This is a genomic window from Shimia sp. Alg240-R146 (genome assembly GCF_947331465.1).
GTDB lineage: Bacteria > Pseudomonadota > Alphaproteobacteria > Rhodobacterales > Rhodobacteraceae > Shimia.
The window spans coordinates 630643-646729 of the sequence record NZ_CAMZOK010000003.1 but is presented as its reverse complement, the minus strand read 5'-3'; the positions used below and the strand labels follow the sequence as shown (position 1 = coordinate 646729).

The following is a 16087-nucleotide window of genomic DNA, read 5'->3' as shown; positions in this document are numbered from 1 at the left end:
GAGGCAGGCCTAGTAGCAGACCTCCTCCATCGGGGCATCAAGCGGGTCCAGCACCAGCACCAAACGGGTTTCGCCGCTGCCTTCTATCGGGGGCGAGCGATGGCGTAGGCCGGTGTGGATTTTTGTGGGCCAGAGAGTTCCGCGCAGGATTGTTACTGCGCCCGTAGGAACGGTGTGAACGTGCGTTGGCTCTGCATCCACTTTGGCGGTGGCGAGTTGCGTACCCGTGCCGCGATAGGTGCACAGAAGGCGGGCAGTGACGGCGTCGATGTGAAATTTTCGGCAGGCGTTGGTGGTAACAACATCCAGACGCAAGCGCAGCCATTTGGCGGAGGTGAGTTTGGCGAACTGGTCTGCGAGCGCTGTGATGTCCTGTATCATTTGGTCGCTATGACGGCATGATTGCATAGAAGATTTGGCGAAAATATCCTGAACGGTGTTCAGCACGTCGCGGGGGGCAAAGATGACACGGGCCTTGGGCAGTTGCGCAGGCGGGAGTGTATCGATCCAGTGTTGAAATGCGTCCGAAGGCGCACGCGCGCAGACCGCCGCGCCGCAGTCCGGTTGCTGGATTTCGGCGAGCCCGTCCAAGGAGTTGGACAGGCGTACGCCTTGTGGAATCAGAGTGTGGTCCAGCATCACTCGGCGGCCTCGGTGCGGCGCCAAATCGGGAAAGGGTCAGGCAGGTCTGGCAGGGTGTCGATGCTGTCGGCGGCCATGGCGGGAACAAGTGCGGTATCCAGACGGGCTTTGAGCGCGGGCCAGTCGATACCGCTGCCGATGAAGACGATTTCCTGACGGCGGTCGCCCCAAGGTTCCTGCCAGTGCTGCTTGAGATAGCTTTGGGCGCTGTCGTTGTCGGGCCAATGGTCTTTGGGGACGGTGGCCCACCATGTGCCCAGCGGTTTCACGGAAGACAGTGCACCAGCGAGGGAAAATTCCGCGACCCATTCGGGACGGGAAGAGATCCAGAAGTGCCCTTTGGCACGGATCACACCGGGTAGGTCGCCGTTGAGGATGTCCAGTATCTTTTCAGGGATAAATGGCTGGCGGGCGCGAAAAACGTAACTGGTGACGCCATATTCTTCGGTTTCCGGTACGTGGTCAGCAAAGCCATAAAGTTCTTTGGCCCACATCGGGTGTTCATGCGCCTTGTCGAAATCGAACAGACCCGTGTTGAGGATGTCGTCAGCCGACACCTCGGAATGGTTGGTTTCGATGATGCGGGTGTCTGCGTTCAGGCTGCGAATGATTTTGCGCGCGGCGTCGGTCCGTTCGGGACCTGCGTCAGCGACCTTGTTCAGGATCACCACGTCAGCAAACTCGATCTGATCGGTCAGGAGATGTACCAGCGTGCGGTCGTCTTCCTCGCCCATGGTTTCGCCGCGGTCATGCAGGAAATCGTGGCTGGAATAGTCTTGAAGCAGGTTCACGGCATCGACAACGGTGACCATCGTGTCAAGCCGTGCAGCGTCGGCGAGACTCTCGCCAAATTCGTCGCGGAACTCAAAGGTGGCAGCGACCGGCAGGGGTTCGGAAATGCCGGTGGATTCAATCAGCAGATAATCAAAGCGGCCTTCGCCAGCGAGGCGTTTAACCTCCAGCAGCAAATCGTCTCGCAAGGTGCAGCAAATGCAGCCGTTGGACATTTCCACGAGGGTTTCGTCGGTACGGGAGAGTTCGGTGTCGGCGCGCACAAGATCGGCATCGATGTTCACCTCGGACATGTCGTTCACGATCACCGCGACGCGGCGTCCGTCGCGGTTGTTCAATACGCGGTTGAGCAAGGTCGTTTTGCCGGCACCCAAGAAGCCGGAAAGTACGGTTACGGGAAGGCGCGTGTCTGGCATTTGGGTAATCCTAGCATGTGGGGGGCACCTGATGGCGTCCGGTCAGAGGCACCCATGTATCAATTATGTTATAACATAACAATAGGATTTTGCGAGAAGTGGATTTGCCGGAGTCACATAGCCACAGCGGCTATTGGTCTATTCAGAAAAGCCGTGAAAAGGCGGGTGTCACCCAGCCTTTTTGAGGTCCGCGATCAGCCCGTTGATGTCGCCGCGATTCTTGTCGAGCATTGCGCCGATTTCGGATTTTTCCGACAGGCGCAGCGAGATGCCTTCGATGATCATGTCAAAAAACTTGCTGCTGCCAGACCGGTCAGACACCAGAAAGTTGACTTCAAACGGGGACTGTCCGCGCAAACGGGCGAGGGCTTTGACTTCGTGGAAGCTCTTGACCTTGCGCACGCCTTGCACCTCGATCTGGCCGCCGACAAATTCGTTGAACCGCTTGCCGTATTTGCGCGCGATATAGCCTTGGAAGGCTTTGGTGTAGGCGCGGGACTGGCTGCTGGAAAGGCTGCGGGCATCCGGCCCCAGTGCGCTGCGGGCAATGACGTTCACGTCGGCATATTTGGCAAATACCTTTTCGAAATCGCGGATCATTACGTTCAGAGACTTGCCGGACGCGATGACCTTGTTGATGTCAGCGACAGCGCGATCGATTAGCGATTTAGCCTGAGCATCCGTCAGCGCAAATGCTGGCACAGCAAGCGCGGCCAAGGCAGCGGTGGAAGTCAGAAAAAAACTGCGGCGGGTAACCTTAGAAATCGTCATACGGGTCCTCGTAAGGGTCAAATCCAGCTTCGCCGTCCTCGGAAGTGGTGTCTATGCCAAGCTCAAAACGGCGATTCTGCAAAAAGATGATGCGGGCCTGAGCATAGCTGTCTGCGCTGTCATACAGAAGCGAGTCCACGGTGTCGCTGTAATCGTAGCGCTGGCCCATGGCGTTCACCACATACGCCGTAGGGCCGATGTAGCGTTGCGGGTCGCGCAGCACGACAAAGAAAGGATCCATGACAATGTCCACCATCAGCCCGACAGAATCGCGCGTGGTAGAGGGGCCAAGGAAAGGCAGTTCAACATAGGCGCCTTCACCGGCGCCCCATGTGTGCAGGGTTTCCCCAAAATCGGTATCGTGGCGTTTCATGCCAAACAGCGAGGCCACGTCAACGAAGCCGCCAAAGCCGAGAATGGTGTTCATCACGAAGCGGGCGCCGCTGTTGCCAGCCGCGGGCAAGTCGCCCTGCAGTGCATTGTTGATAAAGTCGTTGGGCAGCGACAGGTGATCGCTGAAGTCTGTGACGCGGTCGCGGATCTCTTGTGGCACGACGCTGCCGTACCCGTTGGACGCAGGTGAAAGCAGGACGCGATCCACACCCTTGTTGAAGTTGTGGGCGGCGCGGTTGTTGTCTTCATAGGGGTCATAGACCAGTCCGCGATCGACGTTGTTGGCGGACCCACAGGCGGTCACCAAAAGAGCCGCGCAGAGGATGGCGGGTCGCAATATTGGGTTGCGCGTGATCTTTAGACGAGATGACACCGTATAAATTCTCAATTAGTAAACACTTCAAGGACATTTAGTCGAACACATGATGGACCAAAATGGTGCGCAGAGATTCTGTTGCGCCTGTGGCCATTTAGAAACAGTAAGGCCCCTTCGGGTATGATTGCCATAGTTTTGTGGCAGGCCAAAGCAAGAAGACGCAGGATTGATCGATGAACGCCAGATCCCCGCATAACGGATTGGAAGAATTGCGCAGCGCACGGGCGGAAAGCCGGGGGCTGTATTGGGCGGTGGGTTTGTTCAGCGTGTTTGTGAACCTGCTGATGCTGACCGGACCACTGTTTATGTTGCAGGTCTATGACCGCGTGTTGGGCAGCCAATCCGAAGAGACCCTGTTTGCGATGGCTTTGTTGGCGACGTTCCTGTTTGCCATGATGGGTATTCTGGATTTTGTGCGTGGCCGCGTGATGGCGCGGGTTGGGGCGCGGTTTCAGGCGCAAATGGACCGACGGGTGTTTGACGCGGCGATGCGCCGGTCCGCCCTTGGCACGTCGCAGCGGGCGGAAACCGGTCTGTCGGATCTGGAATCAGTGCAGCGGCTGATGACGTCCCCGGTGTTGATGAGCGTTTTTGACATGCCGTGGACGCCGGTCTTTTTGGTGGGGATTGCGGTTTTCCACCCGTGGCTGGGCGCTTTGGCGATTGTTGGGGGCGGTGTGCTGATTGTGGTGACCGTGATCAACCAGTTCTCGACCCGCCGGTTGTCGGCAGAGATGGCGATGGCAGGCCATACGGCCAACCGGATGTCGTCACAGATGCAGGGCGAAGCCGAAATGGTCAGTGCACTGGGCATGCGTGAGGCGGCGTTTGGCAGGTGGGAAAAAGCCCGCGACCGGTCGTTGCAGGCAACTTTGGCTGCGTCCGACCGTGGGGGCGGGTTTTCGTCGGTGACCAAGACCTTCCGACTGTTCCTGCAGTCAGCGATGCTGGGGCTTGGGGCCTATCTGGCGCTTAAGGGCGAGGTTAGCCCCGGTGCAATGATCGCGGGCTCGATCCTGCTGGGTCGCGCTTTGGCGCCGGTGGAGCAAGCCGTGAACCAGTGGCAAGTCGTGCAGTCCGCGCGCCGCGGCTGGACGAACCTCGCAGAACTGCTGAGCGAAGTGCCACCTGAACCGCAGCGCACGAAGCTGCCGGTGCCGGATGCCAAGCTTGAGGTGCAGCAACTGACGGTTCTGCCACCGGGAGAATCGCAAGCGACGTTGCGGATGGTGAGTTTTGAGCTGAAACCCGGTCAAGCCGTGGGCGTGATTGGGCCGTCGGGTGCGGGGAAATCAACGCTGGCGCGGGCTTTGACCGGTGTGTGGCGTCCTGCGGGTGGCAAAGTGCGGCTGGATGGGGCGGCGCTGGAGCAATACGATCCCAACGATCTGGGCAAATACGTTGGGTATTTGCCGCAGCGGGTTGAACTGTTTGACGGCAGTATCGCGGAAAACATCGCGCGGCTGGCCGAAGCACCTGATCCTGAGATGGTGGTTGCGGCCGCGCGCAAAGCGGATGCACATGAGATGATCCTGAAGCTGCCAAACGGCTATGACACACAGGTTGCGGCGCATGGCGGGCGGTTGTCTGGCGGCCAGATCCAACGGATCGGGCTTGCGCGGGCGATGTATGGCGATCCGATGTTTATGGTGCTTGATGAGCCGAACTCCAACCTCGACAACGAGGGTTCAAACGCGCTGAACAATGCGATCAGGGCGGCCAAGGCAGATGGGCGGTCCGTGCTGATCATGGCGCATCGTCCAGCGGCGATCAAAGAATGCGACCTGTTGTTGATGCTGGAGAACGGCGGTCGGCGGGCGTTTGGCCCACGGGATGAAGTTATGAAAGACGTGTTGAAGAATTATCAGGATGTCCAAGGCAGCACCGGTCCGGGAGGTGTGCAATGAGCAGCGCCGGTAAGCCGCGGAACCAGTTTGGTGTGCGCGGGCCTTTGGTCTTTGGCGTTCTCGCTGTGGCGGTGTTGTTGGGCGGATTTGGGGCCTGGTCTGTGATGACCGAGATTTCCGGTGCGATCATCGCATCGGGTCGGGTCGAGGTAGATCGCAACCGTCAGGTGGTGCAGCATATCGACGGCGGTATCGTCACGGAAATCAACGTCGACGAAGGTGACGTCGTCGAGGAAGGGCAGCTTTTGATCCGGCTGGATGACTCGTTGTTGGAATCGGACCGGTCGGTGGTGGAAAGCCAGTTGTGGGAAATGATGGCGCGTCGTGGTCGGCTTGAGGCGGAACGTGACGAGTTGGAGGAAATTGCCTTTGAGCTGGACCTGCTGAAGGCCGCGGCAGAGGACGGAGATGTGGCCGGAATCGTCGGCGGTCAGCGCAACTTGTTTCACGCGCGACGCGATACGATGAAGCAAGCCAACGAGCAGCTGAACAAACAGGTTGTGCAGATCGGCAACCAGATTGAGGGTATCGACGCACAGCTTCAGGCGATGGGCGTGCAATTGAGCCTTATTCAGCAAGAATTGGCGGATCAGCAGCAGCTGTTGGACAAAGGCTTGGCACAGGCCGCGCGGGTGCTGGGATTGCAGCGCGAAGAAGCGGGCCTTGCGGGGCGCGTGGGTGAGTTGACCGCAAACCGTGCGCAAGCCGAAGGGCGCATCACCGAGATCGATATCGAAAAGCTGAAGCTGGCGACGGCGCGGCGCGAAGAAGCGATCACCACGTTGCGTGATCTGCGGTATCGCGAGTTGGAACTGATTGAGAAGCGCGTGAATATCCTGTCGCGGCTTGACCGGCTTGATATCCGCTCGCCTGTGGCAGGTGTGGTCTATGGCTTGCAGGTGTTTGCCTTGCAATCGGTGATCCGGCCAGCCGATCCGGTGCTTTTTGTGGTGCCACAGGACCGACCGCTGGTGGTGGCAGCACAAGTGCCGACAATCCACGTCGATCAGGTCTATCCAGGCCAAGACGTGACGCTGCGGTTTTCCGCGTTTGATCAGCGCACAACGCCCGAATTGATTGGGCGCGTGACGCAGATTTCGGCGGATGCGTTTCAGGATGAAGGCACCGGCATGTCGTTTTATCGCACCGAGATTGAGTTGGCGGAGGGCGAAGAAACCAAACTGCCCACCGATGTGGAGTTGATCCCCGGCATGCCGGTGGACGCCTATTTGCGCACGCAGGACCGCACACCGCTGGCGTATTTGATCAAGCCGCTGTCGGACTATTTCGTGAAGGCCTTCCGCGAGAGTTAATCGCGGTGGATTTGCGCTTTCAAAACGGGTCGTGGCGGATTAGCGTCGCCGCGACAACCGTGATGGGAGCTAAATCATGAGTGCTATTGAAACACGTCTTGCCGAACTGGGTGTGAGCCTGCCTGATGTGGCGGCACCTGCCGCCAACTATGTGCCGTTCGTTCAGGTCGGCGACATCGTTTATATCTCTGGTCAGATTTCACAGAATGCCGATGGATTGATCCTTGGAAAACTGGGGCGCGACCTTGAAACCGACGCCGGTGCTGTCGCTGCGAAGACCTGCGCGATTGGCTTGCTGGCCGCTGTGAAGGCGGCCTGTGGTGGCGATCTGGATCGTCTGGTGCGGGTGGTCAAGCTGACAGGCTTTGTGAACTCGACCGGCGATTACACCGAGCAGCCCAAAGTCATCAACGGCGCGTCAGATTTCCTTGTCGAAGCGCTGGGTGAAAAGGGCCGTCATTCGCGATCTGCCGTCTCTGCCGGTGCACTGCCTTTGGGTGTTGCTGTCGAGATCGAAGGCATCTTCCAGATCAAATAAGGGGGCGCTATGCCCAAATTGGACCCTCGTTTTGTCACGACGCCATTGGCGCATCGGGCCTTGCACGATGTGACTGACGGGCGTCCGGAAAACAGCCGTGCGGCGATCCGCGCGGCGATTGACCATGGCTATGGCATTGAAATCGATCTGCAATTGTCCCGCGACGGCGTGGCGATGGTGTTTCATGACTATCAGCTTGAGCGGTTGGCCGAGGCCAAGGGCGCTGTTCAGCAGCGCACCGCGGCAGAGTTGGCCGGGATTCGGCTCAAGGGCGGGGACGAAGGTATTCCCACATTTGCCGAGGTGCTTGCGCTGGTGGCGGGGCGGGTGCCTGTGCTGGTCGAGATCAAGGATCAGGATGGGGTGATGGGGCCAAACATCGGCCCGCTCGAAGAGGCGGCGGCGCAGGATGTGGCAGGCTACGACGGGGCGCTGGCGTTCATGTCGTTCAATCCGCACAGTGTGGCCAAAATGGCCGAGGTGGCGCCGGATGTGCCGCGCGGGATTGTGACCGATGGCTATACCGCGCAGGATTGGCAATTGCTGAAACCTGCAGTGCGCGATGAGTTGCGCCAGATTGCGGAGTACGACCGCGTGGGCGCGTCTTTCATCAGCCATCAGGCCAGCGATCTGGACCGCCCCCGTGTGGCGGAGCTTAAGGCGACGGGTGCGCATGTGTTCTGTTGGACCATCCGGTCGGCGGAGCAAGAGGCGATTGCGCGGCAGGTTGCGGAAAACGTGACCTTTGAGGGCTACTTCGCAGCAATTCCACCGGCCTGATGCATCCGCGCGCTTGATGCAGGCGTAAGATGCACCAGATAGTATCAGGGCAGGGAGGCGCATATGGACGGCGGACAGATCGAAATCGAATTGCACAGCTCGCTGGCGTCGATCCCGCGGGAAGTGTGGGACGCTTGCGCCTGTCCCGAAGCCGAGGATGGCGGTCGCGCGAATGATCCATTCACCACACATCGGTTTCTGAGCGCGCTTGAAGAAAGCGGATCGGTCGGGCCGGGCACGGGCTGGCAGCCGCGATACCTGACGGCTAAATCTGACGGGCATATGATTGCGGTGGCGCCGCTTTATGCCAAGTCGCACAGTCAGGGCGAATATGTATTCGATCACAACTGGGCGCATGCCTATGAAAATGCCGGCGGGCGGTATTATCCGAAATTACAGGTGGCAGTGCCTTTTTCGCCGGTAACGGGACGGCGGTTTCTGACGCGTCCGGGATTTGAGGCTGCGGGGCAAGCGGCCTTGGTGCAAGGCATGGTGCAGGTGGCGTCCGACAACGAGGTATCGGGGGCGCATATCACGTTTTGCAGCGACGCCGAGGCAGCCGCGGGGCGTGAAATGGGTCTGTTGCACCGAACAGGGCAGCAGTTTCATTGGGTGAATGACGGCTATGGCAGTTTTGACGATTTTCTGTCGGCACTGAGTTCGCGCAAACGCAAGAACATCCGCAAGGAACGCGCCACCGCCCAGGGGTTTGGTGGCGAGATTGTTGCGGCCACAGGAGGCGATATTGAGCCCCAACACTGGGACGCGATGTGGCAGTTTTATCAGGACACCGGCGCGCGCAAATGGGGCTCGCCTTATTTGACGCGGGCGTTTTTTGACATCGCGCATGACAGCCTGCGCGACGACATTCTGATGGTTTTTGCAATGCGCGATGGCGTGCCCGTGGCCGGTGCCATGAACATGATTGGACGCGAGACGCTTTATGGGCGGTATTGGGGCTGTGTGGAGCATCATGCCTGCGTGCATTTCGAATTGTGCTACTATCAGGCGATTGATTGGGCGATTGCCAATGGATTGAAGACCGTGGAAGCGGGCGCGCAGGGTGAACACAAGCTGGCGCGCGGCTACTTGCCGGTGGAGACCCATTCGCTGCATTGGATACGCGACGCGGGGTTTCGTGAGGCGATTGCCAACTATCTGGAAGCGGAGCGGGCAGCAGTCAGCGAAGAGATTGAAGTGCTGACCGGCTGGGGGCCGTTTCGCAACGAGCCACAGGAGGACCACGAATGAGCGAAGTATTGAGCGACGCGGCGCGGGACGCCGTCTTGGGGCCGCTGTTTGAGAGCGGCTGGGAAATGGTTGAAGGTCGCGATGCGATCACCAAAACCTTTCGCTTCTCCAGTTTTGTGGAGGCGTTTGGATGGATGACGCGGGCTGCGATGTGGGCGGAAAAATGGAACCACCATCCTGAGTGGTTCAATGTCTACAGCCGCGTCGAAGTGGTGCTGAGCACGCATGATGTGGGCGGGCTTTCGGCGCTGGATGCCAAGCTGGCGCGCAAAATGGACGGGCTGGTCGGACAGTGATAGGTGCGCGGAGTCCGCGCACCTTACAGATTTAGAGTTGGGCCAGAAGTGTTTCGCCAGCGGAAATCTCGCAGGTGCCGGGCGCGTCTTCTTCGTTCAGCAGTTTCAGCGCGCCATCCTCAAACAGGGCTGAGTAGCGACGAGAGCGGTTTACGAAACCAATCGCGGGCGCATTGAACTCAAGGCCCATAGCGACTGTTAGGTCGCCAACAGGGTCGGTCAGCATGGTGACACCGGCATCGGATGCGGCGTGCGCCTTGTCCCAAGCATCCATCACGAATGGGTCGTTGACCGACAGGCAGATGATCTCGTCCACGCCTTTGGCTTTGAAGTCATCAGCCGTGCGCATGAAGCTCGGCAGGTGGGCGGTTGAACAGGTGCCAGTGAAGGCGCCGGGCAGACCAAAGATCACCACTTTGCGCCCCTTTGTCAGCGCGGACACGTCCACAGGCTCCGGTCCTTCGGCGCCGATTTTCATCAGGGTGCCCGCGGGCAGTTTTTCACCAATAGAAATGGTCATGAAATGTCTCTCTCCGATTGCGTTTCCCTAAGTCCGCGATATAGGCTCGTGGGCGGTCAACGCAAATCATTTCGAGGGAGAGTGACGTGACGCACGTGGTTGTGATTGGGGCCGGACAGGCCGGAGCGTCTTGTGTTGCAAAGCTGCGTTCAGGTGGGTTCAGCGGCAAGATCACCTTGATTGGTGAAGAACACGTGCCGCCTTATCAGCGCCCTCCCTTGTCCAAGAAATACCTGTTGGGGGAGATGGACGTCGAACGGCTTTATCTGCGACCCGAGAGTTACTATGGCGAAAACGCCATCGACCTGCATTTGAATGAAACGGTGACGGCAATTGACCGCGCGGACAAAGTGGTGATCGCGGGCGGGCAGCAGGTTTCCTATGACTCGCTGGTGCTGGCCACCGGATCGGTGCCACGGCGGTTGCCAGCGGCGATCGGTGGCGCGCTTGAGGGCGTGCACGTGGTGCGGACGTTGGCGGACGTAGACGGCATGGCGCCCGAGTTTTCCGAGGGGCACAGCGTACTGATCGTGGGCGGCGGCTACATCGGGTTGGAGGCAGCGGCAGTGGCCGCGTCCAAGGGACTCAAGGTGACGTTGGTAGAAATGGCGGATCGCATCCTGCAACGGGTCGCAGCGCCGGAAACCAGCGGCTATTTTCGCGACTTGCACTGCGCGCATGGTGTCGAGATCATCGAAGGCGTGGGGCTTGAACGGCTGACGGGTGTGAATCGCGTGGGTGGTGCCGAGCTGAGTGACGGGCGCAGTCTGGACGTGGATTTTGTGATTGTTGGCGTCGGCATCGGGCCAGCGACAGCTCTCGCAGAAGCCGCCGGGCTTGAGATTGAAAACGGTATCAAGACCGACGCGCAGGGGCGGACTTCTGATCCGAATATCTGGGCCGCGGGAGATTGCGCGTCTTTCCCGTATCGCGGCACCCGCATCCGGTTGGAGAGTGTACCCAACGCGATTGATCAGGCCGAAGTGGTGGCGGAAAACATCATGGGGGTGGGCAAGGACTATGTCGCCAGACCGTGGTTTTGGTCGGATCAGTATGATGTGAAATTGCAAATCGCCGGTCTGAACACTGGTTACGACCACGTCGTACGCCGCGACGGCGACGGCGGATCGGTGTCGTTCTGGTATTACCTTGGCGATGTGTTGCTGGCGGTGGATGCAATGAACGCTCCACGCGACTACATGGTGGGTAAGCGCTTGATCGAAGGTGGAAAATCACCGGATTCGACCGCGATTTCAGATCCTGAAACTGACCTCAAGGCGCTGATGCGCATGTAAGGAGCCGCGATGCGGATCATTGCCGGAGAGTTTCGTGGGGTGGCGCTGGCGAGCGTTGGCAAAGGCGACGCGGGTGCGCATTTGCGACCCACAACCGATCGCGTGCGCGAAAGCCTGTTCAATGTTCTTTTGGGGGGCAAGTTTGGCGACCCAATTGCCGACGCGCGGGTGCTGGACCTGTTTGCAGGCACCGGTGCGTTGGGGCTTGAGGCGTTATCACGCGGTGCTTCTGAGGTGTGTTTTGTTGATGACGGGCGCAAATCGGGTCAGTTGATCCGCGAAAACATCCGCATCACGCAGGCCAAGGCGTCGACGCGATTGATCTCGGCGGATGCGACGCGGTTGCCGGTGAACACAGAGGCGCCGTTTGATCTGATCTTTCTTGATCCGCCCTATGGCAAAGGATTGGGGGAAACAGCACTTGCGGCCGCATCCAAGAGCGGCTGGATAGACGACGCGGCGCTGATCGTTTGGGAAGAAAGTGCCCCAAAGCAGGCGCCAATCGGATTTTCAATGTTGGATCAGAGACGCTATGGCGACACGCATGTGACCTTTTTGGAGCCGAGCCAATAGTGCCGCCGCTGTGGGCGAGAGTTTGAATGGGCGGATTCTTGCGCCGTGAAGTGCATGTTGCGCGGAAGAATGACTAAATTTTTAGGAAATCGGGGTGTTGGTTGCGCGCGCCTTCGATTTGGAGTGTTTGCGTTAGGTGTCCGTTAACGCCGTGTTTTTATGTTTTTTGTTAACGGATTTATTTTCGGAGCATCCCATATGGCAATTAATCTCGAAGGCATTACGTTTAAACAAATCAACGCCCAGACCACTGGTGCCGCGCAAGGCGGGGACGAATTTGTTTCGTTTCAGAACACAGGCGCCGATTTAAAAGACCTTTCCGGTTGGCAAGTGTGGGCCGTGTCCACAGGCTCGAGTGGACTTGTTCTTGGGCAAAACGGGCTGGCACATGAATTTGCGAAAGCCACGTTTTTGGCGCCAAATGAGCCGCTTTGGGTGGTGACAGAGCTGAGTCAGGACAAGTATTGGGAACACGTTGCCAGCGAGGTCGAGATCGGACAAAACGCGCTTTGTGCGGGGGCTCAGGATGAGCGGATTGAAGGCGCGATTGCCTTGGTGAACCCGGACACGGGTGAGTACATCGTTTTCAATATTGCTGAGGCGTCTCCGGCATTTTACAATCTGCCAGGCTTCCCGGGCACTGCCAAAACGGGCGAGATCGCCGGTGCGGCGATGCAACAAGAGTCCAACGCGGGCATTTCGTATCACTACCAAGCGGCCTAACAGATCCGCGCATTCACGCAGACCGGGGTGCCGGAACTCTCTGAGGGCACCCAAAATACACGCAGACATTTCCGACGCGCCGCATTTTCACTTTAGTGACAGGGCTTCGATCATGGGCATCGGCGCCGCCATTGGCAGCGCCGGTCTTTGGCGATTGAAACTGGTTGGGTCAGCTGCGGGTCGGGTGAAACGCGCCGGTTGGCGAAAGGGTGAAAATCTCAAATCCGGTCGCAGTCACGCCGATGGAGTGTTCAAACTGGGCAGACAGCTTTTTGTCACGCGTGACCGCAGTCCAGTCATCCGCAAGCACGAAGGTTTCGGGTCTGCCAAGGTTGATCATCGGCTCAATGGTGAAGAACATGCCCTCTTCGAGCACGGCCTGCGTGCCGGGTTTGCCATAGTGCAGCACGTTGGGTTTTGAGTGAAACACCTGACCCAAACCGTGGCCGCAGAAATCGCGCACGACGGACATCTTGTGGCTTTCGGCAAAACTTTGGATGGCGTGGCCGATATCGCCGAATGTGTTGCCGGGCTTGACCGCTTCGATGCCCTTCATGAGCGCGTCATGGGTGACATCAATCAGCTTTGTTGCGTGTTTTGACGGGGTTCCGGCAATGTACATACGGCTGCTGTCGCCGAACCATCCGTCAACAATCACGGTCACATCGATGTTCAGGATATCGCCATCCTGAAGGGTGTCGTTGGTGCGGCGTTTTTCAAAGTCTTTGGAGACGGTTTCGCTGCCACTTTTGGGAATCGGCGCGCCGGGAATGCCGTGGCAGACCACGTGGTTCACCGAAATACAGCTGGCGTGTTCATACCCGCGATAGCCGATGGTGGCGGACTTGGCGCCGGCGGCGTCGACCATTTCTTCGATGATCCGGTCGAGTTCGCGGGTGGTTTGCCCCGGAAAGACATGGTCAGCGATGTCATCCAGAATGCGCGCGGTCAGCGCTCCGGCGGCGTGCATGCCAGCGAAGTCGGAAGAATCGTGGATGCGGATGCCGTCCTTGGTTTGGCGGGCCTTGCCGATCATCTTGTGGTGCTCCGTAGAAAGACTGCGTTTGGGGCTATTTAAGGGCTCTTTGCACAAAGAACCAGAGGTCGTGCACATCGGGGGCGTTGCCCCCGTCACAAACAGGGTTTGTGACTCCCCCAGGATATTTGGAGCAAAAGGAAGATGGCGGGCGATTTTAGGCTCAAACCGCAGGTTTGAGCCACGCCCAACGCTTTGAAACGCAGCTTGCTGAGGAGGCAAAGGGGCGGAAGGACGTGGGCATCAGAGGTGACGTTTGAACGGCAAAAGGTCGCCGACTTCGATGGCGGTGGGTGTGATGCTGCAGCTGAGCGCCATCACTTCGACACCCGCTGCCACTGCGGCGTCAAATGCGGAGGCATATTTGGGATCGATGTCTTCGGCGAGCGTGACAGTGTTCGCATCGGTGCGCTGCACAAGATAGAGCATCATCGCGCGATGGCCTTGGGCAACCATGTTTCGCAACTCGGTCAAGTGTTTTGCGCCGCGGGTGGTGACGCTGTCGGGGAACTCGGCAAGGCCCTGCTGGCGCATGAGTGTGACGGATTTGACCTCGACGTAGAGATCCGGTTTGCCGTCATCCGTCATTAGGAAATCGATGCGGCTGTTTTCACCGTATTTCACTTCGGGGCGCACCATCGCGTAATCGGCAAGACGCGCGACCTCACGGTTTAGCAGCGCGCCTTTGAGGGCGCGGTTGGGCACCGAGGTATCGACGCCGGTGAAATGGCCGTTTTCGTGGTCCACCAAACGCCAGCCGAAGTTGAGCTTTTTCTTGGGATCATCATTGGGCTCTAGCCAGATTTTCATGCCCGGCTCTGCCAGTCCCATCATCGAGCCGGGGTTGGCGCAGTGGGCGGTGATCTCGGAGCCATCTGCAAGACGGGCGTCCGCAAGGAAGCGTTTGTAGCGGCGGATCAGCACGGCGGGCACAAGGGGGGTGGAAAATCGCATGGCCTCAGACGTATAGATGGCGCTATCCTCTGGCAAGCTATGGAAACGGGAGACGGTGCTATGGCAAATCCGACGGCGGCGATGTTGGTGATTGGCGATGAAATCCTGTCTGGCCGCACGCGGGATGCGAATATGCATTTCCTCGCGGGCGAATTGACCAAGCTGGGGATCAGCCTGAGTGAAGTGCGGATTGTGGCAGATGATACGCCGCAGATTGTGGCGGCTTTGCAAGCGCTGAGCGCAGGGTATGACACCGTGTTCACCTCGGGCGGGATCGGGCCAACGCATGATGATATTACGGCGGATTGTGTCGCTGAGGCCTTTGGTCAGAGCATTGATGTGCGCGCTGATGCGGCCGCTTTGTTGCAGGCGCATTACGATGCCAGCGGGCAGGAGTTCAACGCCGCGCGTCAACGCATGGCGCGCATTCCCGAGCACGCCACGTTGATTGACAATCCGGTGTCGGTTGCGCCGGGATTTACCGTGGAAAATGTGCATGTGATGGCAGGGGTGCCGATGGTGTTTCAAGCGATGGTGGCAAGCGTTTTGCCGACCCTCACAGGCGGCGCGCCGCTGTTGAGCCAGACCTTGCGGATTGATCGCGGCGAAGGTGATATCGCCGGACCGTTGGCCGAGTTGGCCGCGGAATTTTCCGACCTGTCGATTGGGTCTTACCCTTTCCAGAAAAACGGTGCGTTTGGGGCCAACATTGTCATTCGCGGCACGGACGGCGCGCGGGTTGATGCGGCGATCACCAAACTTGCGGGGATGTTTGCATGAACTTGCCCACGGTGCAGACGTTGTATGACGTGACCGAAGCAACCTGGCCGCCTGCGGAGCGCTTTGATGTGGGGCGATTTACCATCCGTGACGGGCAAGGCGGCGGCAAGCGTGTTGAGGCTGCGACCGTCAACGGGGATTTTGACGAGGCTGAACTTGATGCCGCTGAGGCGGCGATGGAGGCATTGGGACAAGGCAGGCTGTTCATGATCCGTGACGGGGACGCCGCGCTGGATGCCGCATTGGCCGAAAGAGGCTATGGCGTGATTGATCCGGTGAATATCTACGCGGCACCTGCTGCTGACATCGCCACCGAACGCCCGCCGCGCACTGCGGCCATTCCGGGGTGGGAACCTCTGAAGATTATGGAAGAGATTTGGGCATCGGGCGGCATTGGTCCTGCGCGGATCAATGTGATGAAGCGCGCCAAGGGACCCAAGACCGGTTTTGTGTCACGATGGAACGACAAGCCCGCGGGCACGTCTTTTCTGGCGATGTACAAAGGTATCGGCATGGTGCACGCGGTTGAGATTTTGCCGTTTCAACGTCGCCAGGGCGTCGGGCGGTTTTTGATGCGCCGCGCTGCTTTTTGGGTGCTGGATCAGGGCGGGCATACGCTTTCTGTGATTTGCACCCAAGCCAATGACGGAGCTAACGGGCTCTATGCTTCCCTCGGCATGACGGTTGTGGGACAGTATCATTACAGACAAAAGACGACGGATTGAGGAGGA

General features: G+C 58.8%; 18 protein-coding genes. 11 read left to right on the top strand and 7 right to left on the bottom strand.

Annotation, left to right across the window (positions count from 1 at the left end; all coding sequences use genetic code 11):
• Positions 1 to 9: 9 nt before the first annotated feature.
• From PG871_RS18810 to PG871_RS18795, 4 genes are all read right to left on the bottom strand, one after another.
• The gene (locus PG871_RS18810) at positions 10 to 639 is read right to left on the bottom strand and encodes a DUF1826 domain-containing protein (protein ID WP_270732341.1); all 630 of its coding nucleotides are present in this window, start codon (positions 637 to 639) and stop codon (positions 10 to 12) included.
• Positions 639 to 1850, bottom strand: a complete 1212-nt coding sequence (locus PG871_RS18805; protein ID WP_270732339.1) for a GTP-binding protein — start codon at positions 1848 to 1850, stop codon at positions 639 to 641. The genes PG871_RS18810 and PG871_RS18805 overlap by 1 nt, the downstream gene beginning before the upstream one ends.
• A 168-nt stretch (positions 1851 to 2018) precedes the next feature.
• Positions 2019 to 2621, bottom strand: a complete 603-nt coding sequence (locus PG871_RS18800; RefSeq protein WP_270732338.1) for an MlaC/ttg2D family ABC transporter substrate-binding protein — start codon at positions 2619 to 2621, stop codon at positions 2019 to 2021.
• Positions 2608 to 3387, bottom strand: coding sequence for an MlaA family lipoprotein (locus PG871_RS18795; RefSeq protein WP_270732337.1), 780 nt, complete (start codon positions 3385 to 3387; stop codon positions 2608 to 2610). The genes PG871_RS18800 and PG871_RS18795 overlap by 14 nt, the downstream gene beginning before the upstream one ends.
• 176 nt (positions 3388 to 3563) lie before the next feature.
• On the opposite strand from PG871_RS18795, the gene PG871_RS18790 reads away from it, so the two are divergent.
• From PG871_RS18790 to PG871_RS18765, 6 genes are all read left to right on the top strand, one after another.
• Entirely contained in the window at positions 3564 to 5297 is a 1734-nt protein-coding gene (locus tag PG871_RS18790) for a type I secretion system permease/ATPase (protein ID WP_270732335.1), read from the top strand.
• A complete protein-coding gene (locus tag PG871_RS18785; RefSeq protein ID WP_270732332.1) occupies positions 5294 to 6610 on the top strand; it encodes an HlyD family type I secretion periplasmic adaptor subunit in 1317 nt (438 codons plus the stop codon). Before PG871_RS18790 ends, PG871_RS18785 begins: the two co-directional genes overlap by 4 nt.
• 76 nt (positions 6611 to 6686) lie before the next feature.
• Positions 6687 to 7148, top strand: coding sequence for a RidA family protein (locus tag PG871_RS18780; RefSeq protein ID WP_270732330.1), 462 nt, complete (start codon positions 6687 to 6689; stop codon positions 7146 to 7148).
• A gap of 9 nt (positions 7149 to 7157) precedes the next feature.
• Positions 7158 to 7928, top strand: a complete 771-nt coding sequence (locus PG871_RS18775; RefSeq protein WP_270732329.1) for a glycerophosphodiester phosphodiesterase family protein — start codon at positions 7158 to 7160, stop codon at positions 7926 to 7928.
• A 63-nt stretch (positions 7929 to 7991) separates the two neighbouring features.
• Complete coding sequence (locus tag PG871_RS18770) at positions 7992 to 9179, top strand: GNAT family N-acetyltransferase (RefSeq protein WP_270732327.1); 1188 nt, start codon at positions 7992 to 7994, stop codon at positions 9177 to 9179.
• The gene (locus tag PG871_RS18765; RefSeq protein WP_270732325.1) at positions 9176 to 9475 is read left to right on the top strand and encodes a 4a-hydroxytetrahydrobiopterin dehydratase; all 300 of its coding nucleotides are present in this window, start codon (positions 9176 to 9178) and stop codon (positions 9473 to 9475) included. The genes PG871_RS18770 and PG871_RS18765 overlap by 4 nt, the downstream gene beginning before the upstream one ends.
• Positions 9476 to 9506: 31 nt before the next feature.
• Here PG871_RS18765 and PG871_RS18760 read toward each other — a convergent pair whose 3' ends face one another.
• Entirely contained in the window at positions 9507 to 9995 is a 489-nt protein-coding gene (locus tag PG871_RS18760; protein WP_270732324.1) for a peroxiredoxin, read from the bottom strand.
• Positions 9996 to 10081: 86 nt separating this feature from the next.
• On the opposite strand from PG871_RS18760, the gene PG871_RS18755 reads away from it, so the two are divergent.
• The 3 genes from PG871_RS18755 (at position 10082) to PG871_RS18745 (ending at position 12586) form a co-directional block, all read left to right on the top strand.
• The gene (locus PG871_RS18755) at positions 10082 to 11290 is read left to right on the top strand and encodes an NAD(P)/FAD-dependent oxidoreductase (RefSeq protein WP_270732323.1); all 1209 of its coding nucleotides are present in this window, start codon (positions 10082 to 10084) and stop codon (positions 11288 to 11290) included.
• A 9-nt stretch (positions 11291 to 11299) separates the two neighbouring features.
• Positions 11300 to 11863: a 16S rRNA (guanine(966)-N(2))-methyltransferase RsmD gene (gene rsmD / locus PG871_RS18750; RefSeq protein ID WP_270732321.1), complete on the top strand. Its 564-nt coding sequence runs from the start codon at positions 11300 to 11302 to the stop codon at positions 11861 to 11863.
• 198 nt (positions 11864 to 12061) lie between these two features.
• On the top strand, positions 12062 to 12586 hold the full coding sequence (locus PG871_RS18745; protein ID WP_270732317.1) for a hypothetical protein: 525 nt from the start codon (positions 12062 to 12064) through the stop codon (positions 12584 to 12586).
• Between the two features lie 169 nt (positions 12587 to 12755).
• On the opposite strand, the gene map is transcribed toward PG871_RS18745, so the two are convergent.
• Together map and sfsA are read right to left on the bottom strand one after the other, a co-directional pair.
• Positions 12756 to 13622, bottom strand: coding sequence for a type I methionyl aminopeptidase (gene map, locus PG871_RS18740; RefSeq protein ID WP_270732316.1), 867 nt, complete (start codon positions 13620 to 13622; stop codon positions 12756 to 12758).
• A 243-nt stretch (positions 13623 to 13865) separates the two neighbouring features.
• Positions 13866 to 14576: a DNA/RNA nuclease SfsA gene (sfsA, locus tag PG871_RS18735; RefSeq protein WP_270732315.1), complete on the bottom strand. Its 711-nt coding sequence runs from the start codon at positions 14574 to 14576 to the stop codon at positions 13866 to 13868.
• A 60-nt stretch (positions 14577 to 14636) separates the two neighbouring features.
• Here sfsA and PG871_RS18730 point away from each other — a divergent pair, with 60 nt between their 5' ends.
• Complete coding sequence (locus PG871_RS18730) at positions 14637 to 15356, top strand: competence/damage-inducible protein A (RefSeq protein ID WP_270732313.1); 720 nt, start codon at positions 14637 to 14639, stop codon at positions 15354 to 15356.
• The gene (locus tag PG871_RS18725) at positions 15353 to 16081 is read left to right on the top strand and encodes a GNAT family N-acetyltransferase (RefSeq protein ID WP_270732312.1); all 729 of its coding nucleotides are present in this window, start codon (positions 15353 to 15355) and stop codon (positions 16079 to 16081) included. Before PG871_RS18730 ends, PG871_RS18725 begins: the two co-directional genes overlap by 4 nt.
• The last annotated feature ends 6 nt before the right edge of the window (positions 16082 to 16087 follow it).